Origin of the sequence: Methylobacterium sp. GC_Met_3 (assembly GCF_026540775.1) — a bacterium.
Taxonomy (GTDB): Bacteria; Pseudomonadota; Alphaproteobacteria; order Rhizobiales; family Beijerinckiaceae; genus Methylobacterium.
This window is the reverse complement of sequence record NZ_JALNUL010000002.1, coordinates 88,409-101,937: the sequence shown is the minus strand read 5'-3', so window position 1 is coordinate 101,937 and position 13,529 is coordinate 88,409. Positions and strand designations below refer to the sequence as shown.

General features: G+C 70.5%; 15 protein-coding genes. 3 read left to right on the top strand and 12 right to left on the bottom strand.

Going from position 1 to position 13,529, the window contains the following annotated elements; translation table 11 throughout:
- Positions 1-140: 140 nt before the first annotated feature.
- The 4 genes from OXS27_RS03810 to OXS27_RS03795 form a co-directional block, all read right to left on the bottom strand.
- The gene (locus OXS27_RS03810) at positions 141-791 is read right to left on the bottom strand and encodes a DJ-1/PfpI family protein (RefSeq protein ID WP_267354786.1); all 651 of its coding nucleotides are present in this window, start codon (positions 789-791) and stop codon (positions 141-143) included.
- A gap of 145 nt (positions 792-936) precedes the next feature.
- Complete coding sequence (gene tenA, locus OXS27_RS03805; protein WP_267354350.1) at positions 937-1,635, bottom strand: thiaminase II; 699 nt, start codon at positions 1,633-1,635, stop codon at positions 937-939.
- Position 1,636: 1 nt separating this feature from the next.
- Positions 1,637-2,311 carry a response regulator transcription factor gene (locus tag OXS27_RS03800; RefSeq protein ID WP_267354349.1) on the bottom strand — a complete coding sequence of 225 codons (675 nt, stop codon included), beginning with the start codon at positions 2,309-2,311 and terminating at the stop codon, positions 1,637-1,639.
- Positions 2,308-3,726: an ATP-binding protein gene (locus tag OXS27_RS03795; RefSeq protein ID WP_267354348.1), complete on the bottom strand. Its 1,419-nt coding sequence runs from the start codon at positions 3,724-3,726 to the stop codon at positions 2,308-2,310. The genes OXS27_RS03800 and OXS27_RS03795 overlap by 4 nt, the downstream gene beginning before the upstream one ends.
- 308 nt (positions 3,727-4,034) lie before the next feature.
- Here OXS27_RS03795 and OXS27_RS03790 point away from each other — a divergent pair, with 308 nt between their 5' ends.
- Positions 4,035-4,847, top strand: coding sequence for a hypothetical protein (locus tag OXS27_RS03790; RefSeq protein WP_267354347.1), 813 nt, complete (start codon positions 4,035-4,037; stop codon positions 4,845-4,847).
- A gap of 265 nt (positions 4,848-5,112) precedes the next feature.
- Here OXS27_RS03790 and OXS27_RS03785 read toward each other — a convergent pair whose 3' ends face one another.
- The 3 genes from OXS27_RS03785 to OXS27_RS03775 form a co-directional block, all read right to left on the bottom strand.
- On the bottom strand, positions 5,113-6,876 hold the full coding sequence (locus tag OXS27_RS03785) for a DEAD/DEAH box helicase (RefSeq protein WP_243917973.1): 1,764 nt from the start codon (positions 6,874-6,876) through the stop codon (positions 5,113-5,115).
- A 152-nt stretch (positions 6,877-7,028) separates the two neighbouring features.
- The gene (locus OXS27_RS03780; RefSeq protein WP_243917975.1) at positions 7,029-7,412 is read right to left on the bottom strand and encodes a type II toxin-antitoxin system VapC family toxin; all 384 of its coding nucleotides are present in this window, start codon (positions 7,410-7,412) and stop codon (positions 7,029-7,031) included.
- The gene (locus OXS27_RS03775) at positions 7,409-7,666 is read right to left on the bottom strand and encodes a type II toxin-antitoxin system prevent-host-death family antitoxin (protein WP_267354346.1); all 258 of its coding nucleotides are present in this window, start codon (positions 7,664-7,666) and stop codon (positions 7,409-7,411) included. The genes OXS27_RS03780 and OXS27_RS03775 overlap by 4 nt, the downstream gene beginning before the upstream one ends.
- A gap of 107 nt (positions 7,667-7,773) precedes the next feature.
- On the opposite strand from OXS27_RS03775, the gene OXS27_RS03770 reads away from it, so the two are divergent.
- A complete protein-coding gene (locus OXS27_RS03770) occupies positions 7,774-8,868 on the top strand; it encodes a calcium:proton antiporter (RefSeq protein ID WP_243917979.1) in 1,095 nt (364 codons plus the stop codon).
- Between the two features lie 165 nt (positions 8,869-9,033).
- Here the strand turns inward: OXS27_RS03770 and OXS27_RS03765 are convergent, their stop codons facing one another.
- Together OXS27_RS03765 and OXS27_RS03760 are read right to left on the bottom strand one after the other, a co-directional pair.
- Positions 9,034-9,771 (bottom strand): FAD-binding oxidoreductase, encoded by a 738-nt coding sequence (locus OXS27_RS03765; protein ID WP_267354345.1) that lies wholly within the window; start codon positions 9,769-9,771, stop codon positions 9,034-9,036.
- Positions 9,746-10,351, bottom strand: a complete 606-nt coding sequence (locus OXS27_RS03760) for a sulfite oxidase-like oxidoreductase (RefSeq protein ID WP_267354344.1) — start codon at positions 10,349-10,351, stop codon at positions 9,746-9,748. The genes OXS27_RS03765 and OXS27_RS03760 overlap by 26 nt, the downstream gene beginning before the upstream one ends.
- Positions 10,352-10,518: 167 nt before the next feature.
- Between OXS27_RS03760 and OXS27_RS03755 the strand changes: the two genes are divergently transcribed.
- Positions 10,519-10,821, top strand: a complete 303-nt coding sequence (locus OXS27_RS03755; RefSeq protein WP_010682882.1) for a hypothetical protein — start codon at positions 10,519-10,521, stop codon at positions 10,819-10,821.
- Here the strand turns inward: OXS27_RS03755 and OXS27_RS03750 are convergent.
- The 3 genes from OXS27_RS03750 to OXS27_RS03740 form a co-directional block, all read right to left on the bottom strand.
- The gene (locus OXS27_RS03750; protein WP_243917985.1) at positions 10,791-11,753 is read right to left on the bottom strand and encodes a DMT family transporter; all 963 of its coding nucleotides are present in this window, start codon (positions 11,751-11,753) and stop codon (positions 10,791-10,793) included. The genes OXS27_RS03755 and OXS27_RS03750 overlap by 31 nt on opposite strands.
- Complete coding sequence (gene infA, locus OXS27_RS03745) at positions 11,750-12,025, bottom strand: translation initiation factor IF-1 (protein WP_243917987.1); 276 nt, start codon at positions 12,023-12,025, stop codon at positions 11,750-11,752. Before infA ends, OXS27_RS03750 begins: the two co-directional genes overlap by 4 nt.
- A gap of 211 nt (positions 12,026-12,236) precedes the next feature.
- The gene (locus OXS27_RS03740; RefSeq protein WP_267354343.1) at positions 12,237-13,385 is read right to left on the bottom strand and encodes a branched-chain amino acid ABC transporter substrate-binding protein; all 1,149 of its coding nucleotides are present in this window, start codon (positions 13,383-13,385) and stop codon (positions 12,237-12,239) included.
- Positions 13,386-13,529: the final 144 nt, after the last annotated feature.

The window sequence follows — 13,529 nt, the reverse complement described above, 5'->3', positions numbered from 1 at the left end:
ACAGTTCGGGCCGAGGCCGACCGCCGTCAAGCACGGCACCGCGGATGGAAGCCGGGCGTGGCCGCGCTGCATCGCCCCGGTCTTGGAGTCATGACGCGCTCACTTGCGCCGAACCGGTGTCCACTTCGGCGCAGAGCGCCCTAGCGCCGCGCCGCCTCGGTCGCCCTGGCGACCAGATCCGCCAGGATCGCGTCCGCCGCCCCAACCACCTCGGGCCCGGCCTCCGCGGGTGTGCCAGCCCGGAACGGCGGGACCGGGGCGTATTCGGCCACGAGCTGCGCCGTGCGGGCGTAGGCAGGTCCGCGCAAACGGGCGGCCAGCGCCAGCCCGAGGTCGAGCCCCGCCGAAATTCCGGCACCGGTCATGCGATTGCGATCGATGACGACACGCTCCGCCACCGGCTCGGCGCCGAGGAGCGGCAGCACCGCGTCGCGCACGCACCAATGCGATGTGGCGCGATACCCCCGCAGCAGGCCGGCGGCGCCGAGGATCAGCGATCCGGTGCAGACGCTCGTCACCCAAGCGGCCCGTTCGGCACGATCCCGCAGGAAGGCGAGCAGCCGGGCGTCGCGCATCTGCGCGGGCGTTCCGTCGCCGCCCGGCACGAACAGGACGTCGAGGTCCCGCGGGCAGGTCTCGAAGGTGTGGGTCGCCAACAGCGACAGGCCGGTATCGCTCGCCACCGGACCGGCGGCCTCGGCGACGAAGTGCAGGCTGCCGGGCGCCAACCCCGCGAGCAGCTCCTGCGGGCCGACGAGATCGAGCGCGGTGAGGCCCGGGAACAGCAGCATCGCGATCCGGACCGGCCGATCGTCCGGGATCGGCGCCGGAGCGTCGTCCGCCCGGGTTAGGAGCGGCCAAGCGGCAGCCGCCGCAGCCGCGGCGGCGATGAGGTCCCGGCGGTGCGGGCCCGCCGGCCCGGTCACGAAAGGCGCGTCACAGCGGCCAAGCCGCGTCGCGATAGGCGCTGTCCCAGAACATCCATTCGAGGCGCGTGGCCTGGGTGAAGGCGTGGTGCATGCGTGCCCGCTGGCCGGCAGTGACGTCCTCCGCCGCCCGGTCGGTGGCGGCGATCATCGCGGCGACGGCCTCGGCGAACTCCGCGCCCGCATAGGTGTCGATCCAGGCGCGATAGGGGTTGTCGGGTTGGGCGCGGGCGAAGATGTCGTCGCCGACTTCCTTGTAGATCCAGAAGCAGGGCAGCAGGGCAGCGCAGACCACCGGGAACGGCTCGGCATACGCAGTGGCGAGCAGGTAGTTCACGTAATGGTCGCAGGCCGGCGTCAGCGGCGTGGCCGCGAAGGTCTCGGGCCCGATGCCGTAATCGCGAAAGAAGCCGCCGTGCAGGGCGCGCTCCACCACGATGGCCTCCTGGGCGGCGGCCGAAAACTGCACGATCCCGTCCGGATCCGGTGCCTTCGCGGCGGCGAGGCTCAGCGCTCGGCCGAAACCCACAAGGTAATGCGCATCCTGCACGATGTAGTGGCGGAACCTGTCCTGCCGCAGCGTGCCGGCGGCGAGTTCCGCGTTGAACGGCATCGACCGGATCGTCTCGTAGGCGACGGCGTTGCGCGCCCAGGCCTCCCCGGAGAACGGCCCCTGTCCGGAATGCTCGACTATGTCAGCAGCGGCCATGTCAGCCCTGCCGCTGAGCGTGCGTGACGGCGACGTGGATCAGCTCGGCCAGTGTTCGCACGCCGAGCTTTTGGCGCATCTGCGAGCAGGCATTCGTGACGGTTTTGTAGCTCACCGACAGGTCGGTGGCGATCGCGCCGTAGGACCGCCCCTGGGCGAGGCGCGCCAGGATCTGCTGCTCGCGCGGGGTCAGCTGCGATTCCGGCGTGCGCCGGGCGTCCGCCCGCAGCATCGCGACTTCGGTGGCCAGCCGCCGGTCGAGATAGACCTCGCCGATCCGCACCTTGCCGAAGGCCTCGAACAGCTCGGCCGAGGCGTGATCCTTCAGGACGTAGCCGAGCGCCCCGGCCTCCAGGGCGCGGGCGACGATCACCGGATCGTTGTGCATGCTGAACACGAGGATCCGCGTCTGCGGCGCCACCGCGCGGATCCGGCGGATCAGGCCGAGACCGGCCATGCCGCTGCCCTGGAAGGTCAGGTCGCAGATCACCACCGGCGGCCGGAGCCGGTGGAAGATCCGGTAGCCGGCGACCACCGAAGTCGCCTCCGCGATGGTCTCGACGCCGGCATCCTCCAGCACGCGGCGACAGCCCTGCAGGACGATCGGGTGATCGTCGATGACGAGAACCGGCAGGCGCGTGGCGGCGATGTCGATCTGGGAGGTAATGGCGTTCATGCGCTCTGCGCGTTGTTCTCGTCGCCCCGGTCCGGCGGGACCGGGATCATGATCCGGACGATTGCGCCGGGGCCGGCATTGTCAAGGGCGAAGGAGCCGCCCAGGGCCTCGACTCGCTCGCGCATCCCCGAAAGACCCAGCCCGGTGCCGGGCTCAGCCGGGGCGCCGGGGCCTGGAAGCCCGGTGCCGTTGTCGCGGATCGTCACCGTCAGGTGGCTCCCGGATTCCATGGCCTCCGCCTCGACCCGGGTGGCGGCGCCATGCCGCACGGCGTTGGTGGCGCTCTCCTGCACGCAGCGGAACACGGTGAGATCCACGAGGTCGCCGTAGCCGCGCGCCAACCCATCGAACCGGCCGACGAAGTCGAGGCCGGGATGGCGCTGGGCGAAGCCGCGCAGGAGCAGATCGAGGCAGGTGGCGAGCGGCGCCTGCCCGAGACCGTGCGGCCGCAGACGGTTCAGCAACTCCCTGTTGACGGTCTGGACCTGCCCGACGATGGCGCTGATCTCGGCCGCCCGCGCGGTAAGCTTCTCGCGGCTCGGTTCGGTCGGACCCGAGGCGATCCGGGCGATCGAGGCCGCATTCGCCTCCAGCGCGAACAGGCACGGGCCGAACTCGTCGTGGAGTTCCAGGGCGGTGCGGCGGCGCTCGTCGTCCTGCGCGGTTAGCAATTGCCGGTTGAGGCGCCCGTTGGCGGCGCGGACCTCGCCCAAAGCCGCCGCCACCTTGTTGAACCGCTCGGCGATGACCGCGAGTTCCTGGGCGCCGGGGGGCGCGAGGCGGGCGGTGTAATCGTGGTGCTCTAGCTGCGTCAGGCCGACGCCGAGCCGCCGCAGCGGCGCCAGGATGCGGCCGAGAGCGACGTAGAGCGCCATCAGCATGGCGACGTTGATCGCCGCCGTGGTCAGCGAGAGCGCCCGCGCGTAGCCCCAGATCTCGTCGATCTCGTCGAGGGGCTGGGTGGTGATCTGCGCCGAGCCGAGTTGCTGCCCCTTCGCCGTGATCGGAAGGGTGTGGCGCTCGATCGGCGGCATGATCAGGTCGGCGAACCAGCCCGGTGCTTCCCGTACGGTCCGATGGGTCGGGACCGCGCTGCCGACGCGCGCACCGGCATCGTCGAGGACCGCGACGCGGACGTGCCGCAGCACCTTGAAGCGCAGGTCGAGGGTCTGGAGCAGGCTTTCGGGTGGGGTCGTCTCGGAGAGGCGGATCGTGTCGGCGACCAGCGATTCCACGGTCGCGAGCGAGGCCCGGGTCTCCACCCGCACCGCCGTCCGGGCGTTGAGCACGATCACGCCACACGAGATCAGGGCCGCCAGGGCGTCGATGAACAGCACCACGGCGATGAGCCGCGCCCGGGTCGACCACGTCGACCAGGGCCAGCGCCCGGCCCGGCTTGCGGCAGCCGCGGCCATCGGGAGATTTGTAGGTCGTGCATCCACGCCGAGACCCATAGCGGGCACGCGGGCGAAGTCCATGCGGCGGCGGTCGATCCGGGCGTCTTCAATGTGCCGGTCGATGACGGATCGTTAAGCCGTAGCTGCATATCTTGTGGAACGTGGATAGACTGGCCCCGCCCAGAATTCGGACCGACATCTTTGCGCCGTATTGCGGCTCCTCTACTGGCAGCCGAGTTGAACCGCCTCCGGCTCGCCGGAGGAAGGCGATCGGTCATGGGGGGGCTGGTCGCGCGCGTCGTGCCTCGTGTCAGAGACCCCGGACCATGATCGACCTCGCTCTGGACCCCTCAGACACCCGAGACAATCGGAATCCGGCAGCGCCACCGCGCCGTGCGCTCGACCTGCGCATCGTCCTGTTCGGGCTGGCCGGGATCGGCGTGCTCGGCGGCTTCGGGGTCGCCGCCTCGACGCTGATGGCCGGGCTCGCATCGCCCCCCCCGATGAAGTTCACCGCCGCGCCAGGCCGGGCCCAGGACTGGCCCGATTTGAAAGACGGGCTTCCGGCCCTTGCCGGAACCGTCGCGTCGGCGCCCCCTGAAGCGAAGCCGGCCGAACCGGTCGCTCAGGCCCCGCGCATGGCATCCTTGCCCGACACGTTTACCCCTGCGGCAGCACCCAGCAAGGCGCCGGTTGCGCCCACCGCCAAAGCCGCCGACGCATCCGTTCCCCCGACCCGGCGCATCCCGACCCCGACACAGGTCTCGCCGCTCGCCGCGAGCCGTCAGGTCGTGCCGCTTCCGCCGAGCCGCACGGCTGCGCTCCAGACGCCGCGCGCATCCGAGACGGTACGCGCCCGCGTGCTGACCGAGCCGGCCCCGAAGCCGGTCGCGGCGTCCGCACCGGCGGAGAAGGCCGCGAAACCGACGCCCAAGGTCGTCGCCACGAAGCCGACACCGCCGACGAAGACCGCCGAGAAGGCCAAGCGTACGGCTCCCACCGCCGTTGCACAGGCGGAGCCCGCGGAATCGGAAGAAACGGAAGTGCTCGGGATCAAGCTGCCGTCGCTGGCGCCCGCCGGACGCAAGCTGAAGGAAAGCGTCGACGCCATCGGCGACGCGGTGAAGAGCGTATTCTGAACGGCCGGACAGCCCGCGCGCGCTTCCTGAAAATTCACTGCGGGCTACGAAGTCCACACAATCGCGCCGACACGCTCTCCGCCTCCTTGCGGGGAGAAGTTGGAGGTGGGGGGTGGCGCAGGCGGCACCATTGCGCCTCATCCTGAGCCACCCTCACCCCTGGCCCCTCCCCAAAAGGGGGAGGAAAAAGCGCTTTCTTTTGAGAGCCTTGAGCCTGGAGCGAGATGTGTAAATCCACAAGTCCGCGCCAGCGAGCGCTTCGGCCTCAGCCGCGGCCCGTATTGCGGCCTGGCTTGTGCTCGGGACGCGGGCCGGACTGTTCGGCCTTGCGCTGATGCTTGCCGGCACGGGGGCTGGCGTAGCCCTTCGGGCCGCTGGGACCAGCCGAACGGCCCTGACGCTCGGTCGGTGCGGCATCCCCCGCGATCGCCTCGATCTGGATCTCCGGCGAGCCATTCCGGGCGAAGGCTTCGGCGAAGCGTGCCGCCGCGTTGCCGCGCACCTCGAACTTGGTCTCGCGATCGAAGATCCGGATCGCGCCGATCTCCTGGCGGTCGATGCCGCCCCGGCGGGTCAGCATCGGCAGCAGGCGGCGCGGATCGGCATTGTCGCGGCGGCCGAGGTTGAGCCGGAACCAGACCGCAGGCCCCATGGAGGCGATCCGCTCAGGGTCCATCGGATCGTAGGGCGGACGCTCGCCCCGGGGGGCCCGACCCTCACCGGGGTCGCTGACCTCCTCGGGAGCCGGCAGGCGGGTGCGGTAGACGCGGGCCAGCAACGCCGCCAGTTCCTCCGGGCTCTTGCCGGCGAGCAGCGTCTCGGCCAGCGCGATGTCCTCCTCGGCGGGGGGCTCGGCGAAGAGCGGGTCTTCGAGCATGCGCTCGCCGTCGAGACGCCGGATCTCGTCGGCCGAGGGCGGCCCCGACCATTCGGGGCTCACCTTGGCCATGGCGAACATCTGCTCGGCCCGGCGCCGCCGGGAATTCGGGATCAACAACACCGAGGTGCCCTTGCGCCCGGCGCGGCCGGTGCGGCCGCTGCGGTGCTGCAGGACTTCGGCGTCGTGCGGCAGGTCCGCGTGGATCACGAGGCTGAGCGACGGCAGGTCGATGCCGCGCGCGGCGACGTCGGTGGCGACGCAGACCCGGGCGCGACCGTCGCGCAGGGCCTGGAGCGCCGCGTTGCGCTCGCCCTGGCCGAGTTCGCCCGAGAGCGCCACCACCGAGAAGCCGCGCTCGGTCAGGTTCGCCTGGAGATGGCGAACGGCGTTGCGGGTGTTGCAGAACACGATCGCGGTCGCGGCATCCGCCTCGCGCAGGAGGTTGAGCACCACGTGCTCGGTCTCCCGCGGCATGATCCGTACCGCCCGGTAGGCGATGTCGGCGTGGCCCCGGGTCTCGCTCTTGATCGCGAGCCGCAGGGCGCCGCGCTGGTAGCGCTCGGCCAGCGTTTCGATCGCCTTCGGCAGCGTCGCGGAGAACAGGTAGGTCGCCCGCTCCGGCGGGGTCGCCGAAAGGATGAACTCGATATCCTCCCGGAAGCCGAGATCGAGCATCTCGTCGGCCTCGTCGAGGACCACGGCGCGCAGAGCGGTCGGATCGAGGTTGCGCCGCTCCAGATGATCGCGCAGGCGCCCCGGCGTGCCGACCACGATGTGGGTGCCGTCGGCGAGCATCCGGCTCTCCCGCCGGGGATCCATGCCGCCCACGCAGGCGGTGATCCGGCCACCGGCCGGGCCGTAGAGCCACAAGAGTTCGCGTTGCACCTGGAGCGCGAGCTCCCGGGTCGGCGCGATCACCAGGGCGAGCGGGGCCGCCGCAGGCGGGAGGGCCTCGGCGTCGCCCATGAGCATGCCGGCCATGGCGAGGCCGTACGCCACGGTCTTGCCGGAGCCGGTCTGAGCCGAGACGAGGAGGTCGCGTGCGCCGGCTGCCGCCTCCAGCACCGCGGCCTGGACCGGGGTGGGATCGGCGTAGCCGCGTTCGGATAGGGCCCGCGCGAGGGGGGCGGGCAAGGTCGGGAAAGGCAAGTTTTAGAAACTCTCAACGGCCGCGCCGCACTCGGCTGCGCGCCATCGCGCGGCGAAGAGTTCTGGCACCGGACTTTATTCGGGTCGCCTTAAGGTAACGCCAACCGGGCGCGCTGACCACTCCCGCCGCAGCATGGGGCGGTTGCACCGGCTCAATCCAGGGTGCGAAGGTCGGTTTGGCTGAAATCCTGGCCTACAAAGAGCAGCGGGCAATCCTGTTCCTTCGCGAGGTGATACGCGAAGCAGTCGCCGAAGTTCAGGCCGGCCGGTTGAGACCCTTTCCCCCAGCGCCGATCGATTCCGGCGATGCGGCGCGCCGCGGCGGCGGTCACCGGCACGATCTCGATGGCGAGCGCTTCGATGAGGGTGCTCATCTCGTCGTTGATGTTCCGACGGGCAGAGACGATCAGGGCCTCGGCCAACGTGGCCGCCGACATGAGAAGCCGCTCTTCGCGCTGGATGATGGCGCTACACCGCTCCGCCTCCGGTTCTCTCAGGAGAATCGCCATCAGCGCCGATGTATCGATGACGATCATCCTGGCAGGCCGTCGTCGCCGTAAAGGCAGTCCTGGCTCCAGGCTGCACCGGGCCCGGGTGCGAGCTTGGCGGCAGCGGCAGCTTGCAGGGCCGCGATGATGTCGCCGCGTGCCGCGAGATCAGGCTTCGGCACGATGGTGGTGAGGCGAACCACAGGCTGGCCGTGCCGGGTCAGAATCACTTCGTCGCCGGCCTCTGCGCGCCGGACCAAGTCGGTGAGTTGTGCCTTGGCGTCGGTCACAGATACCCGCATCGCATCCTCCCGGATCGCCTCTGGTCGCGTCATGCAAATGGACTATGACATGGTCTAACATTGGAAGCCGCAGCGTCAATGCGGCGGGTCAGGAGAGCGGCACGGACATGATCGGACTCCTGCGGGTGGCGGTGGCCTGGGCGACGGTTCTCGCCTTCGCGTGGTTCGGAAAGGGCTGGCTTGCCGACCTGTCGCAGCCGCTCGTCGCTGGAGCGCTGTTCGCGTGGCTGCTGGCGGTGATCGTCTGGGCGGCCTTCGGCGTCGTGCACGAGGCGGAGGCGATCGCCCACCGGCTGGGCGAGCCGCTCGGCACCCTGGTGCTGACGCTCGCCATCGTGATCATCGAGGTGGCGCTGATCTCGGCCGTGATGCTCTCGGCGAAGGACGCACCGACCCTCGGCCGCGACACGATGTTCGCCGTGCTGATGATCGTGCTGAACGGCGTGGTCGGGCTCGGGCTGCTGGTCGGCGGCCTGCGCCATCACCAGCAGCGCTACAACCTGCAGGGGGCATCCGCCTTCATGGCGGTGATCATCCCGCTCACCACGATCGCACTCGTCATCCCCAACTTCACCAGCTCGACCAGCGACGGCACGCTGACGACCCTCCAGGCCGTGGCCTTCTCGGTGTTCACCCTGGCGCTCTATGGGGTGTTCCTGTTGATCCAGACCGGCCGGCACAGCGAGTTCTTCATCGACGCGGAGGCTCGGGATGCGGAGCCACCGGCCGACGCCGCCTCCGAGTCGGGCGGCAGCATCGCCAAGTCGATCGGCCTGCTTCTGGCCAACGTCGTGCCGATCGTGATCCTGGCCAAGAGCCTCGCGGTGATCCTCGACCATGGGATCGCGGCGCTGGGTGCCCCCTCGGCGCTCGGCGGCGTGCTGATCGCCGCCATCGTGTTCACCCCGGAGGGAATCTCGGCGCTCAAGGCGGTGGCCCGCAACGAGTTGCAGCGGGCGATCAACCTGTGCCTGGGCGCGGCGACCTCCACGGTCGGCCTGACCGTGCCGGCGGTCCTGGCCATCGGGCTGCTCACCGGCCAGACCGTGGTGCTCGGCCTCAAGCCCACCGAGATGACCCTGCTCGCCGTGACGCTGATCCTCAGCGCCCAGACGTTTTCCGGCACCCGCACCACGGTGCTGGAGGGCGCTGTGCACCTCGTGCTGTTCTTCGTCTACCTCGTGCTGATCTTCAGCCCGTGAGCTTCGACGTCGGCGTGTCTATTGATCACGTTGCGACACACCAATGGAGGAACACCGTTCGTACTCACGGACGCGACGAGCCCCCTCTCCCGTGCGGGAGAGGGGACCCGAGCCTAGCCGGGTTGGGATTGTGCAAATGGCTTCGTCAAAGCGCCGTCGCAGCGCTCACGCCCCGAACCGCTCGGTGCGGATGATTCCCGGTGCTACGCCGGCCGCCACGATCAGGTCGGAGGCCGCCGCGACGAAGCGGTTGGAGCCGCAGAGGAACACCTTCCCGGGCGGCCCGGTCCGGCGCAGCGCTTCTGCGACGAGGGCGGCATCGATGCGCTTGCCCCCCGGTTCCCGGGTCGTCGCGAGGTGGAGCGAGACGCCGGGATCCTCGGCCGCCAGCCGCTCCAGCTCAGGGAGCGCGATCGCGTCGGCCCGGGTCCGGACCGAGTAGATCAAAGCCGCCGGAATCGCCCGCCAGCCCTGCGCCCGCCGCCGCAGCATCGCCAGCAGGGGAACCACGCCGGATCCACCGCCGCCGAGGAGCAACGGGCCGCCATCGGGACCGTCCCAGGAGAACGAGCCGCCGATCGGCCCACGCAGCTCGACCTGATCGCCCACCTGGGCGATTCCGGTGAACCAGCCCGAGACCTCGCCGTCCGGCAGGCCCTCGATCATCAGTTCCAGGGTGCTGCTGCCATCCGGCGCCGAGGCGATCGAGTAGCTGCGCTGGGCCCGATACCCGTCCTCGGCGGTGAGCCGGACGTCGACATGCTGGCCGGCGCGATAGGTGTCCGCCAGCGGACAGCACAGCCGGACGCTCGTCACGTGGGGCGTGACCGGCGCGATCGCCGTGATCGCGGCCCGGTGCCAGCGGAAGACGATCGCCTCAGTCACCGGTGTAGCGCTGCTCACGCCAGGGATCCCCGTACATGTGATAGCCGCGCAGCTCCCAGAAGCCGGCGGTGTCGGTCTTGGTGAAGCGCAGGCCCTTCACCCATTTGGCGCTCTTCCAGAAGTAGAGATGCGGCACGAACAGCCGCGCCGGGCCGCCGTGATCCGGGTGGATCGGCTGGCCGGCGTAGCGCGTCGCCACCAGGGCCTGCCCGCCGACGAGATCGGCCACCGGCACATTGGTGGTGTAGTCGTCATAGGATTCCGCCAGCAGGAACGGCGTCGGCGCCGCGATCCCGGCGTCCGTCAGCAGGTCGTCGAAGCTCACGCCCTCCCAGGCGGTGTCGAACTTCGACCATTTGGTGACGCAGTGGATGTCCCCGTTCCACGTAGTCCGGGGCAGCGCCTCGAACGCCTCCCAGCTCCACGTCTTGATCGGGCGGGAGCCGTCGCGCAGCGTGAACTGCCACGTGGCGCGATCGACCGTCGGGTTCGGGCCGATCTGCAGGATCGGAAAGTCGTCGGTCAGATACTGGCCCGGCGGCAGGCGTGCACCGGTCTCGGGCGGCTGCCTGCGCCCGACGAAACCCCGTGTCACCATGCCGGCCTCCGTTGCGCACCCGATCGAGCGGGTGTGGTGCGGCGGAACACCCCACGTCAAGCCGGCCGGTCCGGCCGTGTGCGGCCGAACAAACGCCCCAAAGCTCAGGCGTGCTAGCAGGACTGTGCCGATGTTCGGCACGAATCGCCTGCTTCCAGGGGGATGTCATGAAGTACCTACTCGCGACGAGCCTCGTCGTCGGGAGCCTCGCCACGCTGGCGCCGGCCGCTCAGGCCCGCGACGGCATCGGGGCCGGCGGCGCGGCTGCGCTCGGCGTGCTCGGCGGCCTCGCGGTCGGCGGCGCCATCGCGTCGTCCAACAACGGCTATTACCCGGGCCGCCCGGTCTACCGCGCCCCGCCGCCGGTCTACGTCGAAGAAGATTACGGCCCGGTCTGCCATTTCGAGCGCCGCCGGACGGTCGATCCCTACGGCGACGTCTACATCCGCCGCGTCCGCGTCTGCGAGTAAGTGGCCTCCGGCGCGGGCTCGACGGCCCGCCCCGGCTTCAGCCGCTCGGCACAGGCGATGCCGCCGAGCACCAGCGCCAGGGCGATCCCTTCCGTCGCCCCGAACGGCTCGCCGACCAGCAGGACGGCGAGGATCGCGCCGAAGATCGGCACGAGGTTGACGAACAAGCCGGCCCGGTTCGGGCCGATCAACTCGACCCCGCGCATGAAGAACAGCTGCGCCAGGAGCGAGGGCCCGAGGCCAACGAAGGCCACCATCGCCCATCCCTCCGGGCCCGGCCAGACGGCGTGCCCCGTTGCCCATTCCACCGCCAGCGGCGGCAGCGAGGTCAGCAGGGCGGCGACCGCCATGGCGGCGAAGAAGGCCAGCCCCGGGACCTTCGGCCGGGTCGGCAGGAAGATCGTGTAGCCCGCGTAGAGGAGGCAGGCGCCGAACACGAGCACGTCGCCGCGGTTGAAGGCGAGGTGCGTGAGCACGGCCAGGTCGCCATGGGTCGCGGCCAAGCCTGCGCCGATCAGGGTGAGAACCACGCCCGCCATCTGACCGGCCGTGACCGGGACCCGGTAGGCCACGCGGTTCAGGAGGATCACCAGCACCGGGATCGCCCCCTGGAACAGGGCGAGGTTGATCGCCCCGGTATAGGCGCCGGCGGCGTAGAACAGGCAATTGAAGGCCGTATAGCCGAGGCCGCCCATCAGCAGGATGCGCAGCCAGTGCGGGCGAAGCAGGGGCCAAGCCGCGGCGAGCTTGCGCCCCGCGAAGGGCACCAGCACCGTACAGGCCACGGCCCAGCGCAACGTCGTGATGACCTGGGGCGAGATATGCCCGGGCGCCCAGCGGCTCGTGACGGCGTTGCCGGCCCAGAGCAGCGCCGTGAGTGTGAGCAGGCCGTAAGCGGGTGCGGCCGCGTGGGCCGCCCGCTCCGAACTCAACGGCGGCGGAACTGGCCGCCACGCACCTGCGGCCGCGGGCCGGAGGAGCGCTCGTCCTTGTGGCGGAACACGAGGCGGCCCTTCTCGAGATCGTAGGGCGACATCTCGACGGTCACCCGGTCACCCGCCAGCGTCTTGATGCGGTTTTTCTTCATCTTGCCGGCCGTGTAAGCCACGATCTCGTGGCCCTGGTCGAGCTGCACGCGGTAGCGCGCATCCGGCAGGATCTCGACGACGAGACCGTCGAACTGCATCAATTCTTCTTTTGCCATGCACCTTCTCCAGTCGGACCGTCCGGCAGCAGGCGTTCCGGCAATACGTCTCGGTTTATGATCGAGCTCGGGAAACGCCGCAGGGCGCGGATCCGATCCGACGGACCGCCCGCGCCAGCTCAGCAGCACGCTCGCATGTAGTCGCCGCGGGAACCGGCCGCAAGTCGCGGAGCGGCCTAAGGGATCCGTCATCGACATGATTTGGCGGCTTTCACGGCTCGGCGGTGTCGTGTCCGGCATAGTCGAGGCGGCCATCCGGCATCCGCCGCCACACACGCAGGGTGACGGCGCCGCCGGTCCAATCGCCCCTCGCGTCAAAACCGACCGACCCGAGGATCGTGCGGGCGGGTGGGCCGCTACGCAGGGCCTCAGCCACCTTGCGACCATCCGCGATCCGGCCGGTCTTCGGATCGGCCGCACGGGCACGGTCGACCGCCTGATAGAGCAGTTCCACTGCCGCGTAGGCGCCGGCCGCCACGCTGTCCGCATCCGGGCCGCGCGGGACCGGCTTGCCGCTTCGGGGATCGGGTAATCGCGGCGGATCGGGCGCGAGCGTCATGACGGTGCCCTCGCCAGCCGTGCCGGCCATCGTCGTGAAGCCGGGATCGAGGATCCCGTCGCTCGCCACCAGGGTGGCACCGAGCCCGGCCTGCCGCATCGCATGCAACAGGGTCGCGGCCTCGGGGGCGAGCCCGCCGAAATAGACCGCCTCGACCCGCGCCGCCTTCAGCCGGGCGACGAGATCCGCGAGATCGCGGGTACCGCGGGGGAAACTGTCGAACAGCACCTCCGGCGCACCGGCCTCCTTCAGCTGCGCCGCCACCGCGTCGGCGAGGCCACGGCCGAAGGTCGAGCGATCGTTGAGGATGCCGACCCAGCGACCGGCGAAGGTTTTGGCGAGGTAAGCCCCGGCGGCCCGGCCCTGCTGCGCGTCGCTGGGACCCAGCCGGAATGTGTTCCAGAAGCCGCGGCCGGTGAGCGGCGAATAGCTCGCGCCCGTCGTGACCAGCACGGCGCCGGCATCCTCGTAGACGGGCGAGGCGGCGGCGACCGCGCCGGATTCGAACGGCCCGACCACGAGACGCACCCCGTCGGCCATGAATTTCCGGGCTACGGAGACGGCCTGCCGGGCGTCCCCGGCATCGTCGGTGGGCACCAGCACCAGCCGGGGGCGCCCGCCGGCTGCCCGGTTGATGTCGGCCACCGCCTGCTCGGCCCCCTGCCGGAGGCCCTGGCCGAAGGCGGCGTCCGGGCCTGAGAGCGGCGCCGAGAGGCCGATCCGCACCGGCGCCTGCGCGGTGGCCGGCGTCGCGGCCGTGGCGATGAGGCCGGCGAGGGCCAAGGCGAGGTGTCGGATCATGGCGGCACCCTACGGCCCGGCACAGGGTTTCCGGAAGAGGCGCTTCCACGTACGGACGAGCCTGTCCGGCCGGCAATGGGCCATGCACCCTGTGAGCGTATCGGCATACAGATTCGCACGGAAGCGCTGGCGGGCGGGCGCGAT